25 protein-coding genes and 1 tRNA gene are annotated in these 24,765 nt (G+C 45.1%); 12 read left to right on the top strand and 14 right to left on the bottom strand.

The window, feature by feature from the left end; translation table 11 throughout:
- Positions 1-19 precede the first annotated feature (19 nt).
- From ACTNEW_RS10245 to ACTNEW_RS10220, 6 genes are all read right to left on the bottom strand, one after another.
- Positions 20-937 (bottom strand): aldo/keto reductase, encoded by a 918-nt coding sequence (locus ACTNEW_RS10245; RefSeq protein WP_441060530.1) that lies wholly within the window; start codon positions 935-937, stop codon positions 20-22.
- 16 nt (positions 938-953) lie between these two features.
- The gene (locus ACTNEW_RS10240; RefSeq protein WP_441060528.1) at positions 954-1,229 is read right to left on the bottom strand and encodes a hypothetical protein; all 276 of its coding nucleotides are present in this window, start codon (positions 1,227-1,229) and stop codon (positions 954-956) included.
- Positions 1,230-1,237: 8 nt separating this feature from the next.
- Entirely contained in the window at positions 1,238-1,516 is a 279-nt protein-coding gene (locus tag ACTNEW_RS10235; protein ID WP_441060526.1) for a hypothetical protein, read from the bottom strand.
- A gap of 198 nt (positions 1,517-1,714) precedes the next feature.
- A complete protein-coding gene (locus ACTNEW_RS10230) occupies positions 1,715-3,043 on the bottom strand; it encodes an IS200/IS605 family accessory protein TnpB-related protein (protein ID WP_441060524.1) in 1,329 nt (442 codons plus the stop codon).
- Positions 3,044-3,082: 39 nt separating this feature from the next.
- A complete protein-coding gene (tnpA, locus tag ACTNEW_RS10225) occupies positions 3,083-3,520 on the bottom strand; it encodes an IS200/IS605 family transposase (RefSeq protein ID WP_441060523.1) in 438 nt (145 codons plus the stop codon).
- Between the two features lie 109 nt (positions 3,521-3,629).
- Positions 3,630-4,094 carry a hypothetical protein gene (locus tag ACTNEW_RS10220; protein ID WP_441060521.1) on the bottom strand — a complete coding sequence of 155 codons (465 nt, stop codon included), beginning with the start codon at positions 4,092-4,094 and terminating at the stop codon, positions 3,630-3,632.
- On the opposite strand from ACTNEW_RS10220, the gene ACTNEW_RS10215 reads away from it, so the two are divergent.
- Positions 4,093-5,073 carry a sensor histidine kinase gene (locus ACTNEW_RS10215; protein WP_441060519.1) on the top strand — a complete coding sequence of 327 codons (981 nt, stop codon included), beginning with the start codon at positions 4,093-4,095 and terminating at the stop codon, positions 5,071-5,073. The genes ACTNEW_RS10220 and ACTNEW_RS10215 overlap by 2 nt on opposite strands.
- A 220-nt stretch (positions 5,074-5,293) precedes the next feature.
- Here ACTNEW_RS10215 and ACTNEW_RS10210 read toward each other — a convergent pair.
- The 3 genes from ACTNEW_RS10210 to trmB all read right to left on the bottom strand — a co-directional run bounded on the left by ACTNEW_RS10210 (position 5,294) and on the right by trmB (position 6,361).
- Positions 5,294-5,366: transfer RNA gene (locus ACTNEW_RS10210), tRNA-Lys, on the bottom strand.
- 80 nt (positions 5,367-5,446) lie between these two features.
- Positions 5,447-5,623 carry a hypothetical protein gene (locus ACTNEW_RS10205; protein ID WP_441060517.1) on the bottom strand — a complete coding sequence of 59 codons (177 nt, stop codon included), beginning with the start codon at positions 5,621-5,623 and terminating at the stop codon, positions 5,447-5,449.
- An 84-nt stretch (positions 5,624-5,707) separates the two neighbouring features.
- Positions 5,708-6,361: a tRNA (guanosine(46)-N7)-methyltransferase TrmB gene (gene trmB, locus ACTNEW_RS10200; RefSeq protein ID WP_441060515.1), complete on the bottom strand. Its 654-nt coding sequence runs from the start codon at positions 6,359-6,361 to the stop codon at positions 5,708-5,710.
- A gap of 441 nt (positions 6,362-6,802) precedes the next feature.
- Here trmB and ACTNEW_RS10195 point away from each other — a divergent pair, with 441 nt between their 5' ends.
- The 9 genes from ACTNEW_RS10195 to ACTNEW_RS10155 all read left to right on the top strand — a co-directional run bounded on the left by ACTNEW_RS10195 (position 6,803) and on the right by ACTNEW_RS10155 (position 15,622).
- The gene (locus ACTNEW_RS10195) at positions 6,803-7,114 is read left to right on the top strand and encodes a hypothetical protein (RefSeq protein ID WP_441060513.1); all 312 of its coding nucleotides are present in this window, start codon (positions 6,803-6,805) and stop codon (positions 7,112-7,114) included.
- A 118-nt stretch (positions 7,115-7,232) separates the two neighbouring features.
- Positions 7,233-8,276, top strand: a complete 1,044-nt coding sequence (locus ACTNEW_RS10190) for a V0D/AC39 family V-type ATPase subunit (protein ID WP_441060511.1) — start codon at positions 7,233-7,235, stop codon at positions 8,274-8,276.
- Positions 8,277-8,294: 18 nt separating this feature from the next.
- On the top strand, positions 8,295-10,244 hold the full coding sequence (locus tag ACTNEW_RS10185; RefSeq protein WP_441060509.1) for a V-type ATP synthase subunit I: 1,950 nt from the start codon (positions 8,295-8,297) through the stop codon (positions 10,242-10,244).
- A gap of 40 nt (positions 10,245-10,284) precedes the next feature.
- Entirely contained in the window at positions 10,285-10,716 is a 432-nt protein-coding gene (locus ACTNEW_RS10180; protein WP_441060507.1) for an ATP synthase subunit C, read from the top strand.
- 21 nt (positions 10,717-10,737) lie between these two features.
- Positions 10,738-11,046 carry a V-type ATP synthase subunit F gene (locus ACTNEW_RS10175; protein WP_441060505.1) on the top strand — a complete coding sequence of 103 codons (309 nt, stop codon included), beginning with the start codon at positions 10,738-10,740 and terminating at the stop codon, positions 11,044-11,046.
- An 80-nt stretch (positions 11,047-11,126) separates the two neighbouring features.
- On the top strand, positions 11,127-11,711 hold the full coding sequence (locus ACTNEW_RS10170) for a V-type ATP synthase subunit E (RefSeq protein WP_441060503.1): 585 nt from the start codon (positions 11,127-11,129) through the stop codon (positions 11,709-11,711).
- The gene (locus ACTNEW_RS10165; protein WP_441060501.1) at positions 11,708-13,477 is read left to right on the top strand and encodes a V-type ATP synthase subunit A; all 1,770 of its coding nucleotides are present in this window, start codon (positions 11,708-11,710) and stop codon (positions 13,475-13,477) included. The genes ACTNEW_RS10170 and ACTNEW_RS10165 overlap by 4 nt, the downstream gene beginning before the upstream one ends.
- Positions 13,478-13,495: 18 nt before the next feature.
- Positions 13,496-14,881 carry a V-type ATP synthase subunit B gene (locus ACTNEW_RS10160; RefSeq protein ID WP_441060499.1) on the top strand — a complete coding sequence of 462 codons (1,386 nt, stop codon included), beginning with the start codon at positions 13,496-13,498 and terminating at the stop codon, positions 14,879-14,881.
- A 117-nt stretch (positions 14,882-14,998) separates the two neighbouring features.
- Positions 14,999-15,622: a V-type ATP synthase subunit D gene (locus tag ACTNEW_RS10155; RefSeq protein WP_441060497.1), complete on the top strand. Its 624-nt coding sequence runs from the start codon at positions 14,999-15,001 to the stop codon at positions 15,620-15,622.
- 1,076 nt (positions 15,623-16,698) lie between these two features.
- Here the strand turns inward: ACTNEW_RS10155 and ACTNEW_RS10150 are convergent.
- Complete coding sequence (locus tag ACTNEW_RS10150) at positions 16,699-17,163, bottom strand: C40 family peptidase (protein WP_441060495.1); 465 nt, start codon at positions 17,161-17,163, stop codon at positions 16,699-16,701.
- Between the two features lie 262 nt (positions 17,164-17,425).
- Positions 17,426-18,349, bottom strand: coding sequence for a thioredoxin-disulfide reductase (gene trxB, locus ACTNEW_RS10145; RefSeq protein ID WP_441060493.1), 924 nt, complete (start codon positions 18,347-18,349; stop codon positions 17,426-17,428).
- A gap of 163 nt (positions 18,350-18,512) precedes the next feature.
- Between trxB and ACTNEW_RS10140 the strand changes: the two genes are divergently transcribed.
- Complete coding sequence (locus ACTNEW_RS10140) at positions 18,513-20,291, top strand: DUF885 domain-containing protein (RefSeq protein WP_441060491.1); 1,779 nt, start codon at positions 18,513-18,515, stop codon at positions 20,289-20,291.
- A gap of 79 nt (positions 20,292-20,370) precedes the next feature.
- On the opposite strand, the gene ACTNEW_RS10135 is transcribed toward ACTNEW_RS10140, so the two are convergent.
- A complete protein-coding gene (locus tag ACTNEW_RS10135; RefSeq protein ID WP_441060489.1) occupies positions 20,371-20,811 on the bottom strand; it encodes a MarR family winged helix-turn-helix transcriptional regulator in 441 nt (146 codons plus the stop codon).
- Positions 20,812-21,032: 221 nt separating this feature from the next.
- On the opposite strand from ACTNEW_RS10135, the gene ACTNEW_RS10130 reads away from it, so the two are divergent.
- Positions 21,033-22,460: a CapA family protein gene (locus ACTNEW_RS10130; RefSeq protein WP_441060487.1), complete on the top strand. Its 1,428-nt coding sequence runs from the start codon at positions 21,033-21,035 to the stop codon at positions 22,458-22,460.
- Positions 22,461-22,539: 79 nt separating this feature from the next.
- Here ACTNEW_RS10130 and ACTNEW_RS10125 read toward each other — a convergent pair whose 3' ends face one another.
- Together ACTNEW_RS10125 and ACTNEW_RS10120 are read right to left on the bottom strand one after the other, a co-directional pair.
- Entirely contained in the window at positions 22,540-23,313 is a 774-nt protein-coding gene (locus tag ACTNEW_RS10125) for a TatD family hydrolase (protein ID WP_441060485.1), read from the bottom strand.
- 300 nt (positions 23,314-23,613) lie between these two features.
- Entirely contained in the window at positions 23,614-24,735 is a 1,122-nt protein-coding gene (locus ACTNEW_RS10120) for a polysaccharide deacetylase family protein (RefSeq protein WP_441060483.1), read from the bottom strand.
- Positions 24,736-24,765: the final 30 nt, after the last annotated feature.

Genomic DNA, 24,765 nt, shown 5'->3' with positions numbered 1-24,765 from the left:
ATTTACCTCAATTCTCTTCTTACGGCAGCTGTTTTCCTGCAGCAAGATAAAGCTCATACCATTCTTCTCTGGTCATCTGCACTGCATCTGCCTTAGCGGTTTCCTGAATCCTTTTTTTGTTTGTACTGCCCACAATTGCCTGGATTCCAGCCGGATGACGAAGAATCCATGCAATCGCAACGGCATTCTGTGTCACCTGATATTTCTCTGCCAGACGATCCAGAACTGCATTCAGTTCCGGGAATTTCGGACTTCCGATAAACGTACCTTCAAACATACCATACTGGAACGGTGACCATGCCTGTAATGTCATTTTTTTCAGTCTGCTGTACTCAATCAGGCTTCCATCACGATTGCATCCTGCATCATTGTGAATATTCACATTCAATCCGGCATCAATGGTCGGACAATGTGCTACGGAAAACTGCATCTGATCAATACAGATTTTCCCTCCGCAATAGCTGTTCAGCAGTTCGATCTGCATGGGATTATGATTGCTCACGCCAAATGCCCGTACTTTTCCTGACTTTTCCAGAATCTCAAAAGCCTCTGCCACTTCCTCCGGATCCATCAGTGCATCCGGACGATGCAGAAGAAGAATATCAATATAATCTGTCTTCAGACGTTTCAGGCTTCCGTCTACAGACTGAAGAATGTAATCCCTGGAAAAGTCGTAGCACACACCCGGACGAATCGCACACTTTGTCTGAATAACCATCTGCTCACGCAGTCCCGGAGTCAGCGCATTTCCGAAAATCTCCTCTGCTTCTCCGCCTGCATAAATATCTGCATGGTCAAAAAAATTAATACCGCTTTCCATCGCACTGTCGATCAGTTCTCTTACCTCTTTTTCACCGCCAAGACCGGTAATTCTCATACATCCCAGCCCGATTCGAGATACATCCATTACTTTTTCACTGATTTGAAACTTTCTCATGATTTTTCTCCTTATATCATAAAAATTTATTTTCTTTCTGTTTCCCAATCCACTGATCCACCCGAATCAGTGCCTCAACATAAATCTTCACCGCATTTTTCAGATTTTCTGCTGCTTCCGCCTCATCTGCGCAATGACCGTTTCCATGTCCATCCGGCAATCCCGGAATTCTGAAATCTCTCTGCTGTCCCGGTCCAAAGGCAACCGCATTCGGGATTTTCCGTGCATAGGTACCGCCTCCCATTACAAACGGCTCACCTGCACGACCGGAACTTTCCTTCCAGGCGTCCATCAACACCTTTACAAAAGGATGATTTTTTCCATGTAATATGGCGGGTCATCCCTCACCTCAACAGGTACAAAACCTGCTTTTTCTGCCAATTTCAGAAGCTTCGGCAGGAAATCATCCTGATGCATACTTACCGGATAACGAATATCCACTTCTGCACGCAGCTTTCCTTCCTTCATGAAAACCACTCCAAGATTACAGGTAAGCTTTCCGGAAATCGAATCTTCACAGCTGATTCCCGCTGCCTCTCCGTAACCATCCGCAGCAAGAACTCCAAGGAATTTCATCATATTCTCTGTCTTTTCAGGAAGATCGAACTCTGTGAACCTCACATGACTAAAGTCACATGCTTCCAGCCGCTTTAAGCGGCCAGACTAAATATCGGCGGATACGCCTGTAACTTAGGAGCGCGCAGTCATGCGCATTTTCCCATGCCGGATACGGCAGGTTCCCACATTGCAGGTAGTCCGCTGTATATCTGCCTGTATTTATGATACTTTTAAGGAACTCATTTTCGAGCTGAGTTCCCTTAGATCTGCATAAACACATGAGGTTCTGCGCTTTACAGAAGGAACTTCTGCCTCCAGTAAAGACCTTTCCGTTGCCGGAAGGGGTTTTAAAAGTTCACGGATAAAATATCTTGCTCCGATATTATAAGATGCTGATAAATCGCAGTGATACCTTTTTCCCGTCGCAAACGTACATAGACTATGGTTTTTCGGATCACGCAGGACCATTCCCGAACCATCATACGCAAGTCTGCTGGTATTCCATGCACAGATCCTGGATATCCGCATCCCTTTCCTGTGCGCCTGATGACCGCAGCGTTTCTGGATGTCCCGTTTTCTCCACAGATGCAGTTTCTGCTTCTTTTTTCCGGAGATCTTTCCCTCCATTTCCAGATACTCAAACACGATCACATCCGCTTGATTTTCCTCTGCATAGTTCACAATCGCCTCTGCGGTCTTCCTGCCCAGTTCTGAGTTCAGACGTTTTGTATAAGCCCATGTTCCCTGTGACTGTGCAGACCCATGTTCCCTCTGGAACCTCCGGATCCTTCCCAGCGTGCGGTACATCCGGTCTTTGTCACTGGGAAACTTGATAAACTTTCTCCCCAGGATAGTTCCGTCTGCCTGCATGATCGTACAGACCGCATCCGTATTGATTCCCAGATCCACACTGCAGATGACCTGTTCTTTTACAGGCGTTTGGGAAAGTGTTACTTCTTCTGTATAGGAAAAGCGGAGGAAATATTTATGGTGTCTTTTTTCCAGTGTCGGGGCAGATGCCTTTTTTCCGGACCAGTTCTTCCGCAGATATTCCATATCCGTATGCTTTAACCGTACACGGAACCATTTCCAGTCATGGCCGTCATACAGTTTCAGACAGGCTTCCTCTTTTCCTTCCGCACTCTCACGGTACATCACATCACGGTAGAAGACCGGCATGGCATGGTTTCCATACACCAGTCTGGGCTTTCCATCCTTCTCCCCCGTCCTTTCCCACAACTCCAGACGGCTTTCATACGACGATACACTTCCCAGTGCGTGCCGGATTGCAGCCCTTCTGAGGTAGGAAGGCATCTTTGGATAATGGATATCAAAGTCAAATCGGGCCTGGTTCCTTTTCGTTGTATGTATCAGATGCTCTGCAGCATTAAAACATCTCTTTGACTCCGAAATCCCTGCCAGTTCTTCCCATATCTGTCCATATATTTCTGTCAGGTAACTGACTGCGGACCGGTAGATCTCCAGGGTCTGGCGGATCGGGATATTCTGTTTACGCAATTCCACACCATAGCTGGATACTGTCTGCATCTTTTTCCTCTTTCCATTAATAAATAACAAAATCTTCTGTCAGACTTTCTTCTTTTCTTTCTGTCCTTCGATATAAGCAAGCACCTGGTCCCGGCTCCTGTCACTCACTGTTACGGCACAGTAAGACGGGTTCCACAGATGTCCGCCCCACAGCTCTTTCTTTAACTCCGGATGTACAAGAAACATCTGGCGCGCAAGATTTCCTTTCATGATCTTGATCATATCCGAGATATAAAACTGGGGTTTGCAGTCAACAAGCAAATGAATATAATCCGGCATGACCTCCATCGCCAGGATCTGAAATTTATATTCTTCTGCAAGACCTTGCAGCATTTCTTTACATTCTGTATCGATCCCTTCTTTTAAAACCTTTTTCCTATATTTCGTGCACCAGACAAGGTGATACTGCAGGGAATACACATATCCCCTACCATATGAAAGCTCATTTTTATTTATATTGAATATATTTTTTATCATGTAGATATTATACCATATGTAATCCCCATAGTAAACATTTGTTCTGTATTTTATATAAAAAATTTGCGCGTCTAACTCATCACTAAAGTAACGAGAATGCGACGCGCAATTATTCAATTTCATACGGAAGTCCTCTCATATAATTTACAAATAAAAAAACACCCTGTGTCAGACTGAATGCCGCATAAAGAATAATCAGTCCCGCGTGATTCAGCATCTTCAGATTGGACATCATTTTTGTCACAGGAAGCAGCACCACCTGAGACGGAATAAATAGCCCCATTAAAAGATAATAATAAACCATTTTGTAATACCGTTTCTGGAAATTCCGTGCAATCGAATAGGACACCGCCGGCACCAGAGTCAATACGATCAAAATTGCAATAACCGTAATTTTAAATGAATTTCTCAAAAAAATCCAGTAATTGCTATTGGTAAATAATTCTTTATAATTTGAAAGGTTAAATTTTCTGTCCGCTCTTTCTGAATTCAGCAACACACTGGAAAATGCGGATGTCACCACAACAGACGAGCTTACTGCCGGAACAAAGCATTTTACAGTCAATGGATGCATGAATTCCACAACACGATGGAAGCTTGTTCAGCTGGTGGATAACAATACCATCACGCATCTTTATCACGATACAATGGTCACCTACATCAATATTTTTTTCCTTTCCATATTCCTCGGACTGATTCTTGCCGCCTTCCTGTCCCGTTTCCTGACAAAGCCTGTTTCCCGGCTCTGCAGCGAGATCGATGCACTGAATCCGGAAAGTGAAACTTTGATTGATGAAAAAGCCTGCGGCGGTAATCAGGAACTTCTGAAGCTGGTCAACAGTTTCAATGGTTTAAATCAGCGTCTTACCCGCAGTCTTCAGAACAATTATGAGATTCGTCTCAGTGAACAGCAGATAAAAGTACAAATGCTTCAGTTTCAGATCAATCATCATTTTCTTTACAATACACTGAATGTGATCAAATCTCTGGCCAGCATCCACAGGATTCCGGAAATCGAAACCATTTCCATGTGTATGTCCGATCTGATCCGCTACAACCTTGAAAATTTCCCGGTAGCACGTCTGGAAGAAGAACTGATGCAGATCAGGCGCTACATGACCATACAGAACATTCGCTTCCCGGAAAAATTTCATTTTGACATCAATATTCCACCTGCTCTCCTGAAAATGGAAATCCCGGCCTTTCTTCTCCAGCCGCTTGTGGAAAACAGTATTGAACACGGGTTTGCCGACCGTGAAGACAATTGTTATATCAGTATTTCCTGCCAGTTTGATCAGGAAACGCTGCACTTCCTTGTTGCCGACAATGGAAGCGGCATTCCCGCAGATCGTCTGGCCCGTCTTCAAAAAGCCTGCCGTGAGGACACACCGGACTGCCCGGACGAAAACGGACACCACTCTATCGGAATCCGGAATGTAAGCCAGCGTCTGCGCAGCTACTACGGTGAAAAATACGGACTCTCCATCGAAAGTGCCGAGGGTGAGGGAACCATCATAGATGCCATACTTCCTGCATCTGCTTTGAAAGATTGAAAAATAAGAACATAGAACACTTGAAAATATAGATTGTAATTTCTTCCAGACATGGTTAAAGATTGTGTTACACAATCTTTAAGGGCAGAAAATAGCCGCCAACTACCGCAAATAGTTGACGGCTGTCAATATATAACAGTTTTCAATATTTCCTGATTTCTCACAAAAAAAGCACCGTCCCCGCAGCAAACACATTGTCTGCAAAAACAGTACTTCTTAGTGCGCCTTCAGGGGCTCGAACCCTGGACACCCTGATTAAGAGTCAGGTGCTCTACCAACTGAGCTAAAAGCGCTTATTCCTTAACGCAAGTGATATTATACGAGATGTTCCAACCAAAGTCAAGTTCTTTTTTATATTTTTTTAACTGTTTTTTCATTTTTCTTCATCTTTTTCTTTAGCATCGGATTTTTTATTGTTTTTCAGCGGGAGATTTTCCAGCATACGACTGATTTCTCCCGCTGATCTCTGGATTTTAGTAAATTGTATGTGGAGATTCTCATGATCATAACCAAACTGTGCCAGTCTGTTTTCCCAGCTCTTTTTTCTCATACAACTCCTGCCTTCCGCCAGAATGAATTTTCAAACACGCTCTAGAATGCCGTTTTTTTATTATATGAGCAAAACCACACTTCGTTACGGTCTGCAGATCAGTTTGCAGATGGGATTTCCCATTGACGAAAATTTCTCCTCATACTCTGTCATCACATTGCCTTTTACCATTTCCTCGTCATGATGAAGATCAAACGTATGCGCAAGCAGTGTCCATCCGGCTTCCTTCACTTCCTCAAGAGAAAACTCAAACAGATCCCGGTTGTCTGTCTTGAATTCCACAACTCCGCCTTTCGCCAGGATTTTGGTATATCTTTCCAGAAATTCTCTGGAAGTAAGGCGACGTTTCGCATGGCGGGCTTTTGGCCATGGATCTGAGAAATTCAGATAGATTCTGTCTACTTCTTCTTTATCAAAAACATCCGGCAGATTTCTGGCATCCATGCGCATAAAATACAGATTAGGAAGTTTTTCTCCCTCTTCCGCGAGTTCCCCGCGTTTCTGCAGTGCACGGAGAAGTACACTGTCATACATCTCAATTCCCACATAATTGATTTCCGGATGAAGCCGGGCCATATCCATCAAAAAACGGCCCTTGCCCATTCCTACTTCTATATGAAGCGGCTGTTTCTTCGGAAATGCCGCTGCCCAGAGCCCCTTACGTGACTCCGGCTCCTGAATCGTAAACGGGCTCTCCAGAACCGCGTCCTTCGCCCCCGGTATGTTTCTTAATCTCATAGATTTCCTCCGTATTTATATAATCTCTGTTGTTACAACCTGTATAGTATCGGACTGCAGTTTTATATAGTCGGTTCCATAATTCAGCCCATTCTGTAGTTATTATGTCCTGTATCATAACTTTCCATATTCAAACATGCTCGATCTCACAGCTGCATTCTTCCTACAATATACATGTTTTTTCCCTCTCAGGCAAGCACAATAAGCATCTTTTATCTCCTTCTTCCCTGCAAATTATCCCGTCCGCATCCATTGGTAATAATGCACAATTTTCCCCATCTTTTTTATACGCTTTGTCAGTCCATTTTTCTCTCTCCTCACAATCTGCACTGATTTTTCACAAAAAAATCCGCATTCTTCATTAAAATATTGGCGGTATTTTATTGGGATTTTTTTAACAAACGATGTATAATAGGGCATCATAAAAAAAGGAGGGTGCAAATGGAACAAATCTTAAGTAAATTATCCGAGATTGAACTGGCGGCCAAAGCTGTGCAGGAAGAAGCGGATAAAACCAAGAAAGTGCTTTCTGAAGAAATGGAAAAGCAATCCAAAGACTTCAACGCTGTATTGGAAAGTAAAACAAACACCAGAATTCAGCAGATACGCGATGGACTGGAAAAAGAAAAGGATGCTCAGCTCACTGCTCTCAGGCATGATACAGAAGCGCATTTTGCCGCATTGGATACCTACTATGCCGCAAACCACGAGCGTCTGTCCGAAGACCTTTTCCGTCAGATTCTGCAAAGATAAATCTGCTCTGTATCAGAAAATAGTACATCAGAAAAATACCCGACATCATCTGATCAGTTATTTATTTTTCGATGTACCAGATTTACCTGCAGAATAGAACAGAAAGGAAGTGAGAACAATGGGAAGTATCCTCTCGTACAGCGGACTTTCCACAAAAATACGAGCCATGCAGAGTAAACTGATCACGGAAGATCAGTTGGCAGAAATCATCCGGCTGTCTGGCGTTCCACAGGCTGCAGCCTATCTGAAACGTACCCCGGCCTACGCGGATACCTGGGCCTCGGTGGATGAGAACAACCTGCACCGCGGACAGATTGAGAAAATGCTCAAGGCATCCATCTTCCGGGATTTCTCCAAAATTTATAATTTTGCCAACTCCAGGCAGAGAACATTCCTGGATCTGTATTCCAGGCGCTATGAGATCCGTGTTCTTAAAGAAATGATTACGAACCTCTTCGATCACAGAGATACCGATCCTGTGGACCTCTCCCCTTACAGAGAGTTTTTCCGCAGACATTCCAATCTGGATCTGGACGCACTGAATACCTGCAAAACAATGCCGGAGTTCATCAATCTTCTGAAGGGCAATGAGTTTTATCTCCCGCTGTCCCATATTCAGGACCATGAAAATGCCCTGCTGTTTGATTACGGTATGGCTCTCGACCTGTATTATTTCACACAGATCTGGAATGTCCGCAAAAAGCTGTTTTCCGGAAATGATCTGAAACAGATCACAACCGCTTACGGGGAAAAATTTGATTTGCTGAATCTTCAGTTTATCCAGAGATCCAAACAGTGTTTTCACATGCAACCCGCTGATATCTATGCGCTGCTGATTCCGATCAATTATAAACTGAAAAAAGAAGAGACACGCTCTCTGGTGGAAGCTTCTTCCGCTGATGAATTCAATGCTGTTTTTCGCCGTACTTATTATGGTAAAAAATACACCAAACTGTCTGCCGCCAGTCTGGAGGAATTTTATAACTATATCCTCCGGAATATTCTGGAAAAAGAATCCCGCAGGGATCCCTACTCCGTGGCAACACTGTATTCCTACCTTTACCACAAAGAACACGAAGTAAACCGTCTGACCATTGCCATTGAATGTGTAAGATATGGCGTAGAACCGGACGATGCCATGCGATATATTCGCAGTAATTAACATCCCGGAGGTAACATTTTGATTGAAAAAATGAAATTCCTGAGTATTACCGGGCCCAAAACGGATATTGACCGGGTGGTAAACACGTATTTGTCCAAATACGAAATCCATCTGGAAAATGCCCTCTCCGAACTTTCTGAAGTTGCGGCATTATCTCCGTTTCTGGAAATCAATCCTTATAAAGAATCGATTTCCGCTGTGGATCGTTTTTATGAGGAACTGGAAAATCCGCAGAATATCACTCCCGTGTCCATGACCGCGGAGCAGGCGATTTCCACGATCCAGAATCTTCAGGCCCGCGCGGATGAACTGACATCCACCCGCAAAAGACTCGAAGACGAACACGCTTCTCTCATCGAGCCTTTAAAAATTATCCGTCATTTCCGGAACATCAACTTTAAGATTTCTGATCTCTTAAAGTTCCAGTATATCCAGTGCCGTTTCGGAAGAATTGAAAAAGAATACTTCCAGAAATTTGAGAAGTATATTTACCACAGTCTGGATACCATCTTTATCAAATGCGAAGAAGGCGAGCGCTACGTCTACGGAGTCTATTTTATTCCGGCCAAAGAAGCCTCAAAGATCCATGCCGTCTACGCTTCCATGCATTTCGAACAGATCTATCTTCCGGATCAGTATCACGGAACAGCTGCCGAAGCATGCGAGAGCCTGGAAAAACGGCACAGCGAAATCCATGCGGAACTGGCCGCATGCAAAGAAGCTCAGCAGAAATTCCTGCAGGACAGCGCCCGGGATATCATTTCCGCAAAAGCTGCCCTGGAACAGTATTCCACCCGATTTGACGTCCGGAGACTGGCCGCATGCACCAAGAGCAAAACAGACGACGTCTTTTACATCCTCTGCGGATGGATGTCCGAAAAAGATGCCGCAGCTTTCCAGAAGGACATTGCAAACGATGTCAGCGTTTTCTGCCTGATGGGCGACGACATGCCTGATACGAAAGCTTCCATGCAGCCGCCAACCAGACTGAAAAACCCGAAACTCTTCAAGCCCTTTGAAATGTATGTAAAAATGTATGGTCTCCCGGCCTACAACGAAATGGATCCCACATGGTTCGTTGCTATTACGTATTCCTTCATTTTCGGAGCCATGTTCGGCGATGTGGGGCAGGGACTGATCCTTTTCCTTGGCGGACTGTTCCTGTACAAAACCAGGAAAATGGATCTTGCCGGAATCATCAGCTGCGCCGGTGTCTTCTCCGTTTTCTTCGGGTTTATGTATGGAAGCTTCTTTGGTTTTGAAGATGTTCTGAAACCCATATGGCTGAAGCCGATGAACGCCATGATGAATCTCCCTCTGGTCGGCAGACTAAATGTGGTATTCGTTGTCGCCATTGCCTTTGGTATGGGAATCATCCTGATCTGTATGATTTTCAACATCATCAATGCCATACGTTCCAAAGACGTGGAGCGCACCTGGTTTGACAGTAATGCAGCCGCCGGACTGATATTCTACGGTTCCGTAGTCGCTGCCATTGTACTGTTCATGACCGGCAGAAAATTTCCGGGAACCGCCGTTCTCATAATCATGTTCGGTGTGCCGCTGCTTCTCATGTTCCTGAAGGAGCCGCTTACCAACCTTGTCAATAAAGAGAAAGACATCCTTCCCGCAGACAACAAAGGGCCTATGTTCTTTGTGCAGAGCTTTTTTGAACTGTTCGAAGTTCTCCTGAGCTACCTGTCCAACACCCTTTCCTTCCTGCGAGTAGGAGCATTCGCAGTCAGCCATGCCGCCATGATGGAAGTGGTACTCATGCTGGCCGGCGCTGCAAACGGAGGAAGCCCCAACTGGATTGTAATCATTCTTGGCAACCTTTTCGTAAGTGCCATGGAAGGCCTGATCGTTGGTATCCAGGTTCTTCGTCTGGAATACTACGAACTGTTCAGCCGTTTTTACCATGGAAACGGACGCGAGTTCCGCCCGTTCCTGAAAAAGACAGCAGAATAAATCACTTCATTATTATTGAACATTTAGGAGGATAATTATTATGACAACACTTATTCAGATTGTAACAGCCATTGCATTAGTTCTCAGCATCATCGTACCTTTCGGATATTTCTTTCTTGGTGAAAAAAACAAAGCACGTTATACCAGAACTGTAAAAGCCAACTGCTTTTTCTTCTTCGGAACCCTGCTCGTTGCAGCCGTTGTCATGCTTGCCGGAACCTCCAGCGTACAGGCAGCCACTGATGCTTCCAATGGCCTTGCAACCGGTCTTGGATATATCGCAGCCGCTCTCGTTACCGGTATTTCCGGTCTTGGTTCCGGTATTGCCGTTGCAAGTTCCGCAAGCGCAGCACTTGGCGCCATCAGCGAAGACGGCAGTCTGTTCGGTAAATCCATTATTTTCGTAGCTATGGCAGAAGGTATCGCACTTTACGGTCTGATTATTTCCTTCATGATCCTGGGCAGTCTTTAATCCATAAGGCAGGTTTTCTTTATGAAAATGTATTTGATCAGCGACAACATTGATACTTACACAGGAATGCGGCTGGCCGGCGTGGAAGGCGTAGTCGTCCACGAGAGGAAGGAACTCCGTGACGCACTGGAACGCACCATTGCAGACAAAGAAGTAGGAATCATCCTTCTTACAGAAAAATTCGGCCGGGAATTTCCGGAGATCATAGATGAGGTAAGACTTCATCACAAAACACCGTTGATCATCGAAATTCCCGACAGACACGGCACAGGCCGCAAGCCCGACTTCATTACTTCTTATGTAAATGAAGCAATCGGCTTGAAACTATAACTTCCCTGCTGCGGCTCCTGAATTCCATACAGCCGCAGTACCGGATCACTACAGACTAAACGATACAGGCAGGTGTAATTATGACAATCGACGAGAAATTAGAGCATTTCTATAAAACTTCCGTAGAAGCCGCCAAAGAAAAAGCCGCCCGGGACATTGAAGCACATAAAGCCTCTCTTGCAGAAATGCTGGCACAATACAAAAAGTCACAAACAGAAAATGCCGAATATGAGATCAAGGCAGAGACCGAAAATGTCCGCCGCGAAATCAACAAAGCACTTTCCGCAGAAATGATCACCCTGAAGCGTGACTGGTCTCAGAAGCAGAACCAGCTTGCAGACCAGTTATTCGCAGAAGTAAAAAATCATCTGGAAACCTTCACCGCCACCCCCGAATACCTGGATTATCTTTCAGAGAAAATTCAGGATGCCCGGAATTTTGCCGGTGAAGATGAACTCCATATTTATCTTTCCGCCAGTGACAGCGACAAACTGGAGCCCATGGCCCAAAAAACAGGCTTTCCTCTGGAGCTTTCCGAAGAATCCTTTATCGGCGGAATCAAAGCAACCATCCCCGGCAAAAACATCCTCATTGACAACTCCTTCCAGGAAAATTTCAATGCAGTCCAGGAAGAATTCAAATTTGACGGAGGGCTGAAAGCATGAGCAAAACAGGTATCATTTACGGCATCAACGGCCCTGTCATCTACTTAAAAGACGATGCCGGATTTAAAATTTCCGAAATGGTTTACGTAGGACCGGAACGTCTGGTAGGCGAGGTCATCGGTCTGAAAAAAGGCATGACCACAGTCCAGGTCTTCGAGGAAACCACCGGACTGAAGCCGGGCGAGATTGTAGAAGGAACGGACGATGCGATTTCCGTTCTCCTGGGCCCCGGCATCATCCATAATATCTTTGACGGTATTCAGCGTCCGCTGGAGGAAATTGCCAAAACATCCGGCAAATACATCTCCCGCGGTGTCAGCGTAAGCTCTCTGGATACCGAAAAAAAATGGAATACCCATATTACTGTAAAAGAAGGAGATCTCATCGGTCCCGGCACCATTATTGCCGAGACACAGGAAACCTCCTCCATCCTTCATAAATCCATGGTTCCTCCGAATCTTTCCGAGGGAACCGTAATCAAGGCGGCACCGGACGGAGCCTATACCATCCTGGATCCCATTGTAACTGTTCAGTTTGCTGACGGAACCACAAAAGATCTGGCTCTTGCGCAGAAATGGCCCATCCGTATCCCGCGTCCCACACACAAACGTTTCCCGGCAAGCGTTCCCCTTGTCACCGGACAGCGTATCCTGGATACCCTGTTTCCCATCGCCAAAGGCGGAACAGCAGCCATTCCTGGCGGGTTCGGTACAGGAAAAACCATGACTCAGCATCAGATTGCCAAATGGTCTGACGCAGATATCATCATCTACATCGGCTGCGGCGAGCGTGGAAACGAAATGACACAGGTTCTGGAAGACTTCAGCAAACTGATTGACCCGAAATCCGGAAACCTGATGATGGACCGCACCACCCTGATCGCCAACACCTCCAACATGCCGGTTGCCGCACGTGAAGCTTCTATTTATACCGGTGTGACTCTGGCAGAATATTACCGGGATATGGGCTACGATGTGGCGATCATGGCAGACTCTACTTCCCGATGGGCCGAAGCTCTTCGTGAATTATCCGGACGTCTGGAAGAAATGCCTGCAGAGGAAGGTTTCCCGGCCTATCTTGCTTCCAAGCTTTCCGCATTCTATGAGAGAGCCGGAATGATGCAGAACCTCAACGGCACAGAAGGTTCCGTTTCCATTATCGGAGCGGTATCCCCTCAGGGCGGTGACTTTTCCGAGCCTGTTACTCAGAACACCAAGCGTTTCGTCCGCTGTTTCTGGGGACTGGACAAATCCCTCGCCTATGCCCGTCATTTCCCGGCCATTCACTGGCTCACCAGCTACAGTGAATACCTGGAGGATCTTTCCCCATGGTACAGAGACCATGTATCACCCAAATTTGTCACTTACCGCAACCAGATCATGGCAATCCTGAATCAGGAAAGTTCCCTGATGGAAATCGTCAAACTGATCGGAAGTGACGTACTTCCGGATGATCAGAAACTGACACTGGAAATCGCCAGAGTCATCCGTCTCGGCTTCCTGCAGCAGAATGCCTTCCACCCGGATGACACCTGCGTACCTATGGAAAAACAGCTCAAAATGATGGAGACCATCCTTTATCTCTATGAAAAATCCCGTGCTCTGATCAATCGCGGAATGCCGGTCTCCGTTCTGAGAGAGGACAATATTTTTGAACGTGTCATTTCCATCAAATATGACGTTCCCAATAATCATCTGGAAAAATTCGACGAATATCATCAGGCAATCGATGATTTCTATAACCATGTATTAGAGAAAAACGGCTGATAAGGAGGAAAAGTTTATATGGCAATCGAATATTTAGGTTTAAGCGAAATAAACGGCCCTCTGGTCGTCCTGGAAGGTGTGAAAAATGCCGCAAACGAAGAAATCGTGGAATTCCGTATGGACGACGGCACCAGAAAGATCGGCCGTATCATTGAAATCTATGAAGATAAGGCGGTTATTCAGGTATTTGAGGGAACCGACAATATGTCTCTTTGCAACACCCATACCCGTCTGACCGGTCATCCCATGGAAATCGGACTTTCTCCGGAAATTCTCGGACGTACCTTCAACGGTATCGGCCAGCCCATTGATGGTCTTGGTGCGATCACTCCGGAGGTCAGCCTGAACATCAACGGTCTTCCGCTGAATCCGGTTACCCGTGAATATCCAAGAAACTACATCAACACCGGTATTTCCGCCATCGACGGACTTACCACACTGATCCGGGGCCAGAAACTTCCTATTTTTTCCGGAAACGGCCTTCCCCATGACAAACTTGCTGCGCAGATTGTTCAGCAGGCTTCTCTTGGCGGTGACTCTGATGAAAATTTTGCTATCGTATTTGCCGCTATGGGTGTCAAATACGATGTTGCGGAATTTTTCCGCCGTACCTTTGAGGAAAGCGGAGCTTCTGACCACGTTGTTATGTTCCTGAATCTTGCAAACGATCCGGTAGTGGAACGACTCCTGACTCCAAAGATCGCCCTGACAGCTGCAGAATACCTTGCATTTGAAAAGGGAATGCACATCCTTGTTATCCTGACGGATATTACTTCTTTCTGCGAGGCAATGCGTGAAGTTTCCTCTTCCAAGGGGGAAATACCTTCCAGAAAAGGTTATCCGGGCTACTTGTACAGCGAACTTGCCACCCTGTACGAACGTGCAGGTATCGTCAGAGGCGGCACCGGCTCCGTTACACAGATTCCGATCCTGACCATGCCGAACGATGATATTACACATCCGATTCCTGACCTGACAGGTTATATCACTGAAGGGCAGATTGTTCTGGATCGTCAGCTTCACGGACAGGCAATCTACCCTCCGATCAATGTGCTTCCTTCCCTTTCCCGTCTGATGAAGGATGGTATCGGTGAGGGCTTCACCCGGGAAGATCATCAGGATGTTGCCAACCAGCTTTTCTCCTGTTATGCGAAGGTCGGTGACGCACGCGCCCTTGCTTCTGTTATCGGTGAAGATGAGCTCTCACCGCTGGACAAACAGTATCTGGTATTCGGCAAGGCATTTGAAGCTGAATTTGTCGGCCAGGGCGAAAGCGAGAACCGCAGCATTCAGGAAACCTTAGACAAAGGCTGGGAGCTTCTCGGACTTCTTCCCAAAGAAGAACTTGACCGTATTGATACGAAGATTCTTGATAAATATTATCATGAGACAGTCCGGAGCTGATTCTCCGGCAGATTTTATGCAATTCAGAATCTGATTCTCTGACTGGTTTTATGGAATTCAGCATCCGGCATACTTAGTCATTTACTGTAACAAATAAAAAAGATTGGAGGTGGTTTCATGGATCCGAATACCTTTCCTACCAAAGGAAACCTGATTCTTGCCAAAAATTCACTGGCACTTTCCCGTCAGGGTTACGAACTGATGGATAAGAAGAGAAATATCCTTATCCGGGAAATGATGGAACTCATTGACCAGGCCAAAGATATCCAGACGCAGATCGATCACACATTCCGTACTGCCTATGCAGCACTGCAGAAAGCCAACATGGAGATTGGGATTGCGTTCGTAGAACAGATTGCCTGTACCGTTCCTGTAGAGGATTCTATTCGCATCAAAAGCCGCAGTGTCATGGGGACGGAAATCCCTCTGGTGGAATATGACAAAACAGCAGGCAGCAAACCCACCTATGCTTATTACAGCACAAAGATGTCCCTGGATGAAGCCAAAGCTGCCTTTGAAAAGGTCAAAGAGCTCTCCATTCAGCTCTCCATGGTGGAAAATGCCGCTATCCGTCTTGCCGCCAATATCAAAAAAACGCAGAAGCGCGCCAATGCTCTGAAAAACATCACCATCCCAAGATACGAAACACTCACCAAAGATATTCAGAACGCACTGGAAGAAAAAGAACGTGAGGAATTCACCAGACTGAAGGTCATCAAGCGGATGAAACAAAACACTTAGGGAACTGCAATCAGCAGTATACCAAAAAAGAGCTTTCCACATGGCAGAACCGTTCTCAGAAGTCAGATTCGAATATCTGACAAATGAGAATACATTATCCACATGGAAGGCTCTTCTTCTGTTTTGATATGTGTATAACTTTCTTATCATTTCCACTATGACAATTTGTTACAGTTTTATTACATCTCAGCATTTATCCTATTTGCTCATTATTTTGTACAAAACGCTCACTCTGCAAAGTTTTTCCGGATTGGAACCTGTCTTTAAACATTTCCTTTAATATTCTGATAATATAATTATTTTAATCCTTATTGTTTATGTTTGATAAAAATATTCTATACTTTTTTCACATTTTAAAAGTCAATCATTTTTTTAATATCCCTGTCATATTTTGTCAGTTTAGGACATTTTACCAGAACATGTGTTTAAAATATCATTATGTAAATCTAATAATCCACATGTTATCACTGTGGATAATGTGGATAACTTTGTGTATAACTTGATTTTTCTAGGGTTTCCAAGGTTTTCTAATGTGGATAGTTTTTGCACCAAGTTATCCACAATCCACATTTTTCGTTTTCTTTTGTGCATTTTGCTTAAAATGCGATTTTATTCTACAATTCCGGATAAGTCTCGACATTGTCTGGGCGAACAGTTGGAAGAATTCATTGACAACTTTGTTCAGTGTCTGCCAAAATATATACAAGAAAGATGAGTGTGCTGATGGACAAAAATCATTTTGATTTTAAAGACCTGATGGCTTTTGGAACGTTCATTTTAGCATTGCTGACATTCGTTTTTACGTTTATCAGATAATGTTTTAAGGCATAGAAAAACCACCCTCATACTTTGACCGGTAATGGGTGGCATTTTCTATGTTACGCTATAATAGGTCAACCCCTTGTGGGCGGTTGTTTTCCTTATATTCATAATATCACAGAAGCTCAGCGTGTTCAATAGCAACTTCAGAGAAAACAAATTGCTGATCAATTTCTTCAAAGACAGATGTTAAAAGCAAAGGTAATAAACTTTTGCACGTTCTGACATTGTGCTCATAATTGCGTTCCCTTCTATAGTTATGATTCCAAATATGTCCCGACAGCCACCGGGGTCTCATAATCATAATCGGAAATTTTGATTCCGCTGGCAGAGGTGCTGGCATGAATGATCTGGCCATCTCCGATGTACAGCGCCACATGACTGATGCCCCCGTTGCCATAAAAGACCAAATCCGCCGGCTGAATATCCTCTATACTTTTCTGCGTGGAGGAATTGCACTGATCCGCAGCCACCCGCGGAAGCTCATAACCGAATTCCTGAAAGACTGACATCACAAATCCGGAGCAGTCCGCCCCGCCTGTCAGACTGGTACCTCCATAGACATAAGGATTCCCCTCAAACTGCACCGCAAACTCCACAATTTCCTCACGAAGTTCTTCCTCTGCTGTCTCCGTTTTCTTTACCGGTTCTGCAGACACAGAGGAACCTGCCGCCAGCATACATACACATAACAACAACGCAGTGATTTTATTTTTTCTCATGATAATATACTCCTCTTTTGAATCATATCCGTTTATTCCGTCAACAATGTTCCGGCAGTTTTATACATTTCTGCTGACACAGATTTCATGCATTTTCCCGACACAGATATCACACAGATTTTCTAAGATAGAATCCTGCTATGCAAGATTCTCCGCCGAAACATTTGCGCATACTATCATACAAAAAATTTTCTGTCAAATTTTGACAGTTATAAAAATCACCGCTCAAAACAGCATATTTACCATACAAAAATGCACATGCCTATTTTTCCTTTAGTAAATATTTCTGAATCGAATACACAGCATTTGCCCCGTCAGACACCGCTGTGACCACCTGACGGAGCGATTTGGTGCGGATATCCCCTGCAGCGAAGACTCCGGGCGTATTTGTCACCCCTTCTTCCCCTGCAGCAATGTAGCCATTTTCGTCCATTTGCACAAAATTCTTAAATTTTTCCGTATTTGGTACAATTCCGACTGCAATAAACACACCATCCACATCCAGAAAACGTTCTTCCCCGGTCTTTCCATTGCGCACCAGAAGCCCTGTTACCTGCTCATTTCCCCGGATTTCCAAAGGAATACTGTCCCATACCAGTTCCACGTTTGCGCATTCCATCAGACGGTCCTGAAGGACTTTATCCGCACGAAGCTTGTCTCTTCTGTGTACCAGATAAACCTTCCTGCAGATTCCTGCCAGAAAAAGCGCATCTTCTACTGCTGTATTTCCTCCGCCGACAACCACCGCCGTCCTGCCTTTAAAAAAAGCACCGTCACAGGTGGCACAATAGGATACTCCCATGCCTCCCAGTTCTTCCTCTCCCGGAATACCAAGTTTCCGGTGGGAAGCACCGCAGGCAATGAGAAGGGTCTTTGCCCTGTACGTATTTTTTTTCGTCCGCACGATCTTCTCTCCTGCCTCTTCTTCCACAGAAAGCACATTCTCTCTCACTGGAGAAATCCCAAGCTTCTTAGCATGTGCAGCCATCGCTTCCCCAAGATCCATTCCGCTGATCCCCGGCATTCCCGGATAATTATCCACCTCATAGGTACTGATGATCTGGCCGCCCGGCGCAAACTGCTTGTCCAGCCACAACGTATGAAGACCGGCACGTGCCGCATAAATTGCAGCACTGATTCCTGCCGGTCCTGCTCCCAATATAATCAAATCATATACTTCTGACATCTTTTCGCTCCCTTTCTTCCAATCAACATCTGCAAAAACCGGCACATGATTTCTCCGAAAAAATCACGGTACACAAATTCGCAGCCTGTTTTTCTCCATGATAGCATAGATTTCCCGCTTTTCCAATATGATAGTAAAAACAGCCGCCAGCGAAAGGACATCTATGTTTCCCAGAAACTGTTCTCCCAAAAAGGCTCTGAAGATCACCGTTTCACTGATTTTTGTTCTTTTCCTCGGTATTTTCACCGGCTATCTTACCAATCATGTTTTATCAGAAAATGCCAGATTTGAATCCTTTGCAGAATCCATTTTCAAAAAAGAGGTTTCCCAAAATTCCCTGACCCTTCATTATTCTCTGGCCCTCCCGGAAAAACAGGGAATTTCCGCTGCTGCCCCATCTCTCGGAACAGTCAGTTCCGACCGAAGCGAAGCTCTCAGCCAATGTCAGGAATATGAAACCATTCTGAAAGATTTCGCCTATTCCAGACTATCCGAAGAAAACCAGCTGACTCTGGATATGCTTCTGCTTTATTATCACACGGAATGTTCCCTGGATGGTCTGACTCTTCTGGAAGAGCCCTTAAGCCCCAGCCTTGGTATCCAGGCTCAGCTGCCCGTACTTCTCGCAGAATATACCTTCCGCAGAGACGAGGACATCCGTGATTATCTGAACCTTCTTACCACCGTCCGGCCATATTTCCAGAGTATCCTTGCTTTTGAGCAGGAAAAGTCAGCTGCCGGACTTTTTATGAGTGATACCACACTTGACCGCATTCTGGAACAGTGCAGGGCTTTTATCAAAGATCCAAAATCCAATTATATGCTTGAAATTTTCAGTCAGAAACTCTCCGAATACGGAAAATTTTCCGAAAAGGAAAGGGAAAAATTAGAGGAAACACATGAGAAAATCTTTTTAAATGAAGTGATTCCCGCCTACCGGGAACTGATCGAAGGTCTGGATGCTCTTCGCGGCACAGGCAAAAGCAGCCGCGGACTTGCCGCATTCGAGGGTGGAAAACAATACTATCTCTACCTTCTCAAAAGTCAGGTTGGGTCCTATGTCCCTGTCCGCCAGACAGAAAAACGGCTCCTGCAGCAGCTTCTTCTGGACAGCAAAGAAGCCGGTGAAATTCTGAGTCAGGATTCCTCACTCACAACACAGCTGAAGGATTCCTCATGGTTTCCCGAAATGGAGCCTGATACGATTCTGAAAACACTGAAGACCTGTATGCAGGAAGATTTTCCGCAAATCGACGAGACCGCCTGGGAAATCCGATATGTTCCTGATTCCATGGAAGAATATCTAAGTCCGGCCTTTTATCTCACACCGCCGCTGGATACGGGAAGTCCCAATGTTATTTATATCAATCGCTCCGGGCAGTCCTCTTCTGCGGAATTATTCACCACACTTGCGCATGAAGGATATCCGGGGCATCTTTACCAGACCGTATTTTTTGCCGGACAGACGCCCTCAAACATCCGGCAGCTGATTACTTCCAGCGGCTATATCGAAGGTTGGGCCACCTATACGGAGCCATATGCCTGCCTCTATGCGGGAGAGCTTTCCGATTCCGAAAATGCCCCGGAAATCGCCCGTCTGTCATGGCTGAACCGCAGCATCAATCTCTGTATCAATTCTCTCCTGGATATCGGAATTCATTACAGAGGATGGAGCGAAGCACAGACAGCCGATTTTCTCAAGGCTTTCGGTATTCAGGATGAAAAAACCGCCCGGAATATTTTCCAGTATATCGTGGAAACACCCGCCAATTATCTGAAATACTACTGGGGATATCTCAACTTCCTGGACCTTCGGACTGCCTGCGCCAAAGCAGCCGGAGATGATTTTGACCTGAAAGAGTTTCATCAGAAAATTCTCCAGATCGGCCCGGTCCAGTTTCCTGTACTGCAGAAATACATACTCCGGGAGTATACTTCTTAGAGCGTGCATCTGACTTTTCTATTTTCCTGACAGCACATCTCAAAAATACTCAGCATAGCAACACGCTCTAGGTCACAATTTACTTATCATAAGTACGGAAAAATTTCTGCAATTTGAGCAGTGCACGCGTAAGGCTTTCCGTCTCCTGCGCATTCAGATCCTGCAAGACCGCCAGGACCATTTTGTCATGGAAACCTTTGTGGTGATAATATGCTTTTTCACCCTTTGGTGTCAGAGAAATCAGAACGACTCTCCGGTCCTCCTCACTTCGCACACGCTTCACATATCCTTTTTTTACCAGACTGTTTACCGCTGTTGTAAGCGTTCCTACAGTCACCGACAGATCCCTGGAAACGGCCGACATATTTCTCGGCTCCTTCATCCCAATTGCTTCTATCACATGCATATCATTAACGGAGATATCCTTGTATTCTCCGTTAATCAGCGCTTTTCGTTCGATATCCAGGATTTCGTTAAACAGATTTACCAGTACGTCATTAATTGCTTTGTAATGATCCATTTCCTCTCCCCTTCCTGTTTTCCCCTGTTTATAAAAAATAACGGAACACTGCCATTTTGCTTTTATCATACTACAGATTAATTTGATACACAAAGCATTTTTTTTCAATAATTACTTTCTTTACATTATTGAATTTGCTATAATATGAAGTTAAGTAACCTTGCCTGTATCAGAGCGCGTTTGAATAACTGCATCAAATAACTTGTGTAAAGGAATTTCCTATGAAAAATAATCAGAATACTCCGCTGAATTTTAAAGAAAAAAGTAATTCCAAAATCAGTTTCATCGCTTCCTGCGCTGCACTTGTGATTCTGGTTCTGGTATTTTATCAGGTGGATTACCAGATGATCCGCAAACCGGTGGAAGATGCGGCCAAAGCAGCCGAAGCAGCCCGACTGAAGGAGGAAGAAGCAGCCCGCACTCCTGTCGTTTCCACTGCAAAAGTCATTGCCGTAGGTGACAATCTCTACCACGAATCGCTTCTGTATTCCGGTCAGAATGAATCCGGCACCTGGAATTATGATCACATATATGCCAATGTTCTGGATGAGATTCAGGCGGCAGATGTTGCCATGATCGACCAGGAAACCGTATTAACAACAGACCATGACTCCATCAGCTCCTATCCCTCCTTTGCCACCCCTGTAGAAGTGGCAGATGCTGTAGTCAAGGCAGGTTTCAATGTCATTGAATCTGCTACCAATCATTTCGACGACTATGGATATGACTTCATGCAGCAAACCTTTGATTTCTGGAAAACCAATTATCCGGATATTCCGGTACTTGGTATCCATGAAACGCAGGAAGATGCGGATACTGTTCAAACACTGGAGATCAACGGCATTACCATTGCATTTCTGGATTATACATACGGTACCAATAATTCCGGTGCAGGAGAGGGCAATGATTTCATGATCAGTATTTTTGACAAAGACCAGGTTGCCGCTGACATTCAAAAAGCGAAACAGGTCAGTGACTGCATCATTTTTGTAGCCCACTGGGGTACAGAAGATGAGACCATGCCTAATGAATATGAAAAACAATGGGCAGCTTTTCTCCTCCAGCAGGGTGTTGATGTGATCATCGGCGGACATCCGCATGTGCTTCAGCCTTACGGACGCATTTCTGATGATCAGGGCCACAGTGCTGTGATCTTTTATTCTCTCGGAAACTTCGTATCTACACAGCAGCAGCTGCCGGAACTTCTGGGAGGCATGGCAAGCTTTACGATTCAAAAAACCGTCCTTGGAGATACCACCACTGTTGAAATTCTCTCCCCGGAAGTGAAGCCTCTGGTTATGCATTACAACCATGATTCCGGAGAATACGGTCCCTATATGCTGGAAGACTATACGGAAGAGCTTGCTTCCCGGCACAGCGTCCGAGACCTGATCGGTGACGAATTTACTCTGGAAAATCTTAAGACCAAATATGAAGAGATCATGTCCATGAATGTCAAACCATCCACAAACACCAATCTTCTGAATGTGCGGCTTGACTCGGAGGGAAACATGGTCGACAAGACTACCGGAGAAGTGGTAGAAGATACCGAATCCATTCACGCATGGGAATATTATGAACAGCTTCATTCCGGCAGCAGCGATTCCGACAGTTCAGAAGAAGATGAGTACTATGAGGATTCCTACTGACATCTGAATTCCTGGCAGTTTCAAGAAAGAATCCTGCCCGGAGGGTTTATTTATATTACAGGCAAATGCCCGGGTACTGCTATAAATTCAGCAGTTTCCGGGCATTTTTTTCTGTAATTTCAATCACTTCTTCCGGGGTAATTCCCTTCAGTTCCGCTATCCTGTTTACCACATAAGGCAGATTCCGTGAGGAATTTCGCTTACCGCGGAACGGAACCGGGGCCAGATACGGACTGTCTGTCTCCAGCACAATCTGCTCCATCGGTGCATATTCCACCACTTCTCTCAGCTTCCGGGCATTCTGAAATGTAACCACTCCTCCGATTCCAAGAGAAAGTCCCATATTCAGGTATTCTCTCGCAATTTCTTTGCTGTAGGAAAAGCAGTGGATAATTCCTCCATACATTCCGCCTTTCATATATTCCCGTACGATATTGAGGGTATCCTCCGCAGCTTCCCTGCTGTGAATCATAAAAGGAAGCTTCTCTTCCCTTGCAATCTCCATCTGGGCACGGAACATGTTCTGCTGGATCAAATGCTCTTCTTTTTCTTTGTGCCAGTAATAATCAAGCCCGATTTCCCCCACAGCAACCGCTTTTTCATGCTGCAGCAGCGTTCTTATTTTGTCCAGCGTTTCCTGGGTCATCTGGTCTGCGTCATCCGGATGAACTCCGATAGCGCCATAAACAAACGGATATTTTTCCATTAATGCAATGGTCTTTTCCAAACCATCTATGGAGGCACAGACATTTACAATTGTCCCGATTCCATTTGATTCCATAGACTCCAGAAGTACATCTCTGTCTGCGTCAAAAGCCTCATCATCATAATGCGCATGTGTATCAAAAATCATTATTTTTCCTCCTGGTATCATTCGGTAGTGTCTACTTTATACATCCAAAATCGGCTCAACCCCAGCAAAATCAAGGCTTCCAGGGTCTATGAGCCTTTACCTCCCCTTTCTTTTGCTTGATTGACCCAAATTTTACTTCGGGAATCCAGTCAAGGCCGGGCTGAAAGCCCGTTAAATTCAGCCTTGACGGGGTTTCCGTAAGTAAAATAGAATTGCTCAATCCAAAGGAAAAGGGGGTGATTTTTTCATATCGTACTTTACACTACCTATCATTCATTTTCGACTGCCCGCCTCGTCCTATTACAACAGAAATGCTTCCCGGTTCGTGCAGTAAGCAATATCTTCTCGGCCACTCATCATCTCAAGAAATTCTTCAAATCGCTTCCACTCATTTCTGATATCAAATTCATAGGCATGTCCCCATACATAAAAAATTTTGCGTTCATCTGTCTTCAATTCCAGAAACTCACGTCCCATCTCAAACATCCGATCCATTTCCGTATGATGATAAACACTGGGCTGAAACTGATACAAATGATTCTGAAGATCAAAGCTGTGAGATGAGCACGTTGTTCTGGCATACCTGATACCGGTATGTTTCCGGATCACATCACTGACATGATCATTATAATTCACTCCGCCGCCCGGGTATGCCATTCCAATCACTTCATATCCGCATAAATCGCTCAGCTTTATCCGATCCTCTTCCACCTGACGGATGATTTCCTGAACATCCTCGATCTGTGTCAGAAGAGGATGGGTAAGCGTATGTGCTGCTACTTCATGTCCATCATAGATAAAACGGACATCTTCCGGCTTATTCTTATTATGGGAAATACGAACGCCATCCCGTACAAGTTCATTCTCCTGTCCCAGCAGCCCGCTGTTTAAATTAAAGGTGGCCTTCATATGGTATTTATGAAATAACTCAATCAGGCGAACATCCTGCGTTACCCCGTCATCATAACTAAATGTCAAAATTTTATTTTTCTTATGCTCAACTGTCATTTCGTCTCCCTCACTGATAAATCCGCCGTGGAGAACCTTTGTAAAAACACCTTCCCGCGGCATAATGCAATCCCCCATTTTCTGGAAAATTTCGCAGCCATGGTGGCATTTTTTCCCCACCTGAGTCAGTTCCAGAACAACATCATTGCACCGGAAAATGGTTCCCACCGGAAGCGAGGAAAAATCGATTCCCTCCACTACCAGATTTTCTCCAAAAGCACCGTCTTCCACCTGTGCACCTCTGGCGCGGAACGCTTCTATTTTTTCATGGGAAAGCAGGCTGACCTGACGGTGCCATTTGCCTGCATGAGCATCATTTCTGATTCCCCAATCCTCGATAAATTCCGCACGGTGTATGTTTTTTTTCTGTGTTCCCTTTGCTTCACTGATGCATACCGCAATTACTCTGCCCATTTTTTCTCATCCTTCATACACATTTTTACT

Origin of the sequence: Blautia sp. HCP3S3_G3, from assembly GCF_052063365.1 — a bacterium.
Classification (GTDB): Bacteria; Bacillota; Clostridia; order Lachnospirales; family Lachnospiraceae; genus Blautia_A.
Note: the sequence above shows the minus strand (reverse complement) of the source record. Positions and strands in the feature narration are given on the sequence as shown.

Coding starts and splice junctions, on each gene's coding strand:
- trxB (WP_441060493.1), bottom strand. CDS start 18,349: ATGTCAGAAGTATATGATTTGATTATATTGGGAGCAGGACCGGCAGGA.
- ACTNEW_RS10120 (WP_441060483.1), bottom strand. CDS start 24,735: ATGGGCAGAGTAATTGCGGTATGCATCAGTGAAGCAAAGGGAACACAG.
- ACTNEW_RS10195 (WP_441060513.1), top strand. CDS start 6,803: ATGGAACAAATCTTAAGTAAATTATCCGAGATTGAACTGGCGGCCAAA.
- ACTNEW_RS10245 (WP_441060530.1), bottom strand. CDS start 937: ATGAGAAAGTTTCAAATCAGTGAAAAAGTAATGGATGTATCTCGAATC.
- ACTNEW_RS10220 (WP_441060521.1), bottom strand. CDS start 4,094: ATGCATCCATTGACTGTAAAATGCTTTGTTCCGGCAGTAAGCTCGTCT.
- trmB (WP_441060515.1), bottom strand. CDS start 6,361: ATGAGATTAAGAAACATACCGGGGGCGAAGGACGCGGTTCTGGAGAGC.
- ACTNEW_RS10230 (WP_441060524.1), bottom strand. CDS start 3,043: ATGCAGACAGTATCCAGCTATGGTGTGGAATTGCGTAAACAGAATATC.
- tnpA (WP_441060523.1), bottom strand. CDS start 3,520: ATGATAAAAAATATATTCAATATAAATAAAAATGAGCTTTCATATGGT.
- ACTNEW_RS10125 (WP_441060485.1), bottom strand. CDS start 23,313: ATGATTTTTGATACACATGCGCATTATGATGATGAGGCTTTTGACGCA.
- ACTNEW_RS10215 (WP_441060519.1), top strand. CDS start 4,093: ATGAATTCCACAACACGATGGAAGCTTGTTCAGCTGGTGGATAACAAT.
- ACTNEW_RS10160 (WP_441060499.1), top strand. CDS start 13,496: ATGGCAATCGAATATTTAGGTTTAAGCGAAATAAACGGCCCTCTGGTC.
- ACTNEW_RS10150 (WP_441060495.1), bottom strand. CDS start 17,163: ATGAGAAAAAATAAAATCACTGCGTTGTTGTTATGTGTATGTATGCTG.
- ACTNEW_RS10175 (WP_441060505.1), top strand. CDS start 10,738: ATGAAAATGTATTTGATCAGCGACAACATTGATACTTACACAGGAATG.
- ACTNEW_RS10140 (WP_441060491.1), top strand. CDS start 18,513: ATGTTTCCCAGAAACTGTTCTCCCAAAAAGGCTCTGAAGATCACCGTT.
- ACTNEW_RS10190 (WP_441060511.1), top strand. CDS start 7,233: ATGGGAAGTATCCTCTCGTACAGCGGACTTTCCACAAAAATACGAGCC.
- ACTNEW_RS10205 (WP_441060517.1), bottom strand. CDS start 5,623: ATGAGAAAAAAGAGCTGGGAAAACAGACTGGCACAGTTTGGTTATGAT.
- ACTNEW_RS10135 (WP_441060489.1), bottom strand. CDS start 20,811: ATGGATCATTACAAAGCAATTAATGACGTACTGGTAAATCTGTTTAAC.
- ACTNEW_RS10235 (WP_441060526.1), bottom strand. CDS start 1,516: ATGATGAAATTCCTTGGAGTTCTTGCTGCGGATGGTTACGGAGAGGCA.
- ACTNEW_RS10240 (WP_441060528.1), bottom strand. CDS start 1,229: ATGGACGCCTGGAAGGAAAGTTCCGGTCGTGCAGGTGAGCCGTTTGTA.
- ACTNEW_RS10155 (WP_441060497.1), top strand. CDS start 14,999: ATGGATCCGAATACCTTTCCTACCAAAGGAAACCTGATTCTTGCCAAA.
- ACTNEW_RS10180 (WP_441060507.1), top strand. CDS start 10,285: ATGACAACACTTATTCAGATTGTAACAGCCATTGCATTAGTTCTCAGC.
- ACTNEW_RS10170 (WP_441060503.1), top strand. CDS start 11,127: ATGACAATCGACGAGAAATTAGAGCATTTCTATAAAACTTCCGTAGAA.
- ACTNEW_RS10165 (WP_441060501.1), top strand. CDS start 11,708: ATGAGCAAAACAGGTATCATTTACGGCATCAACGGCCCTGTCATCTAC.
- ACTNEW_RS10130 (WP_441060487.1), top strand. CDS start 21,033: ATGAAAAATAATCAGAATACTCCGCTGAATTTTAAAGAAAAAAGTAAT.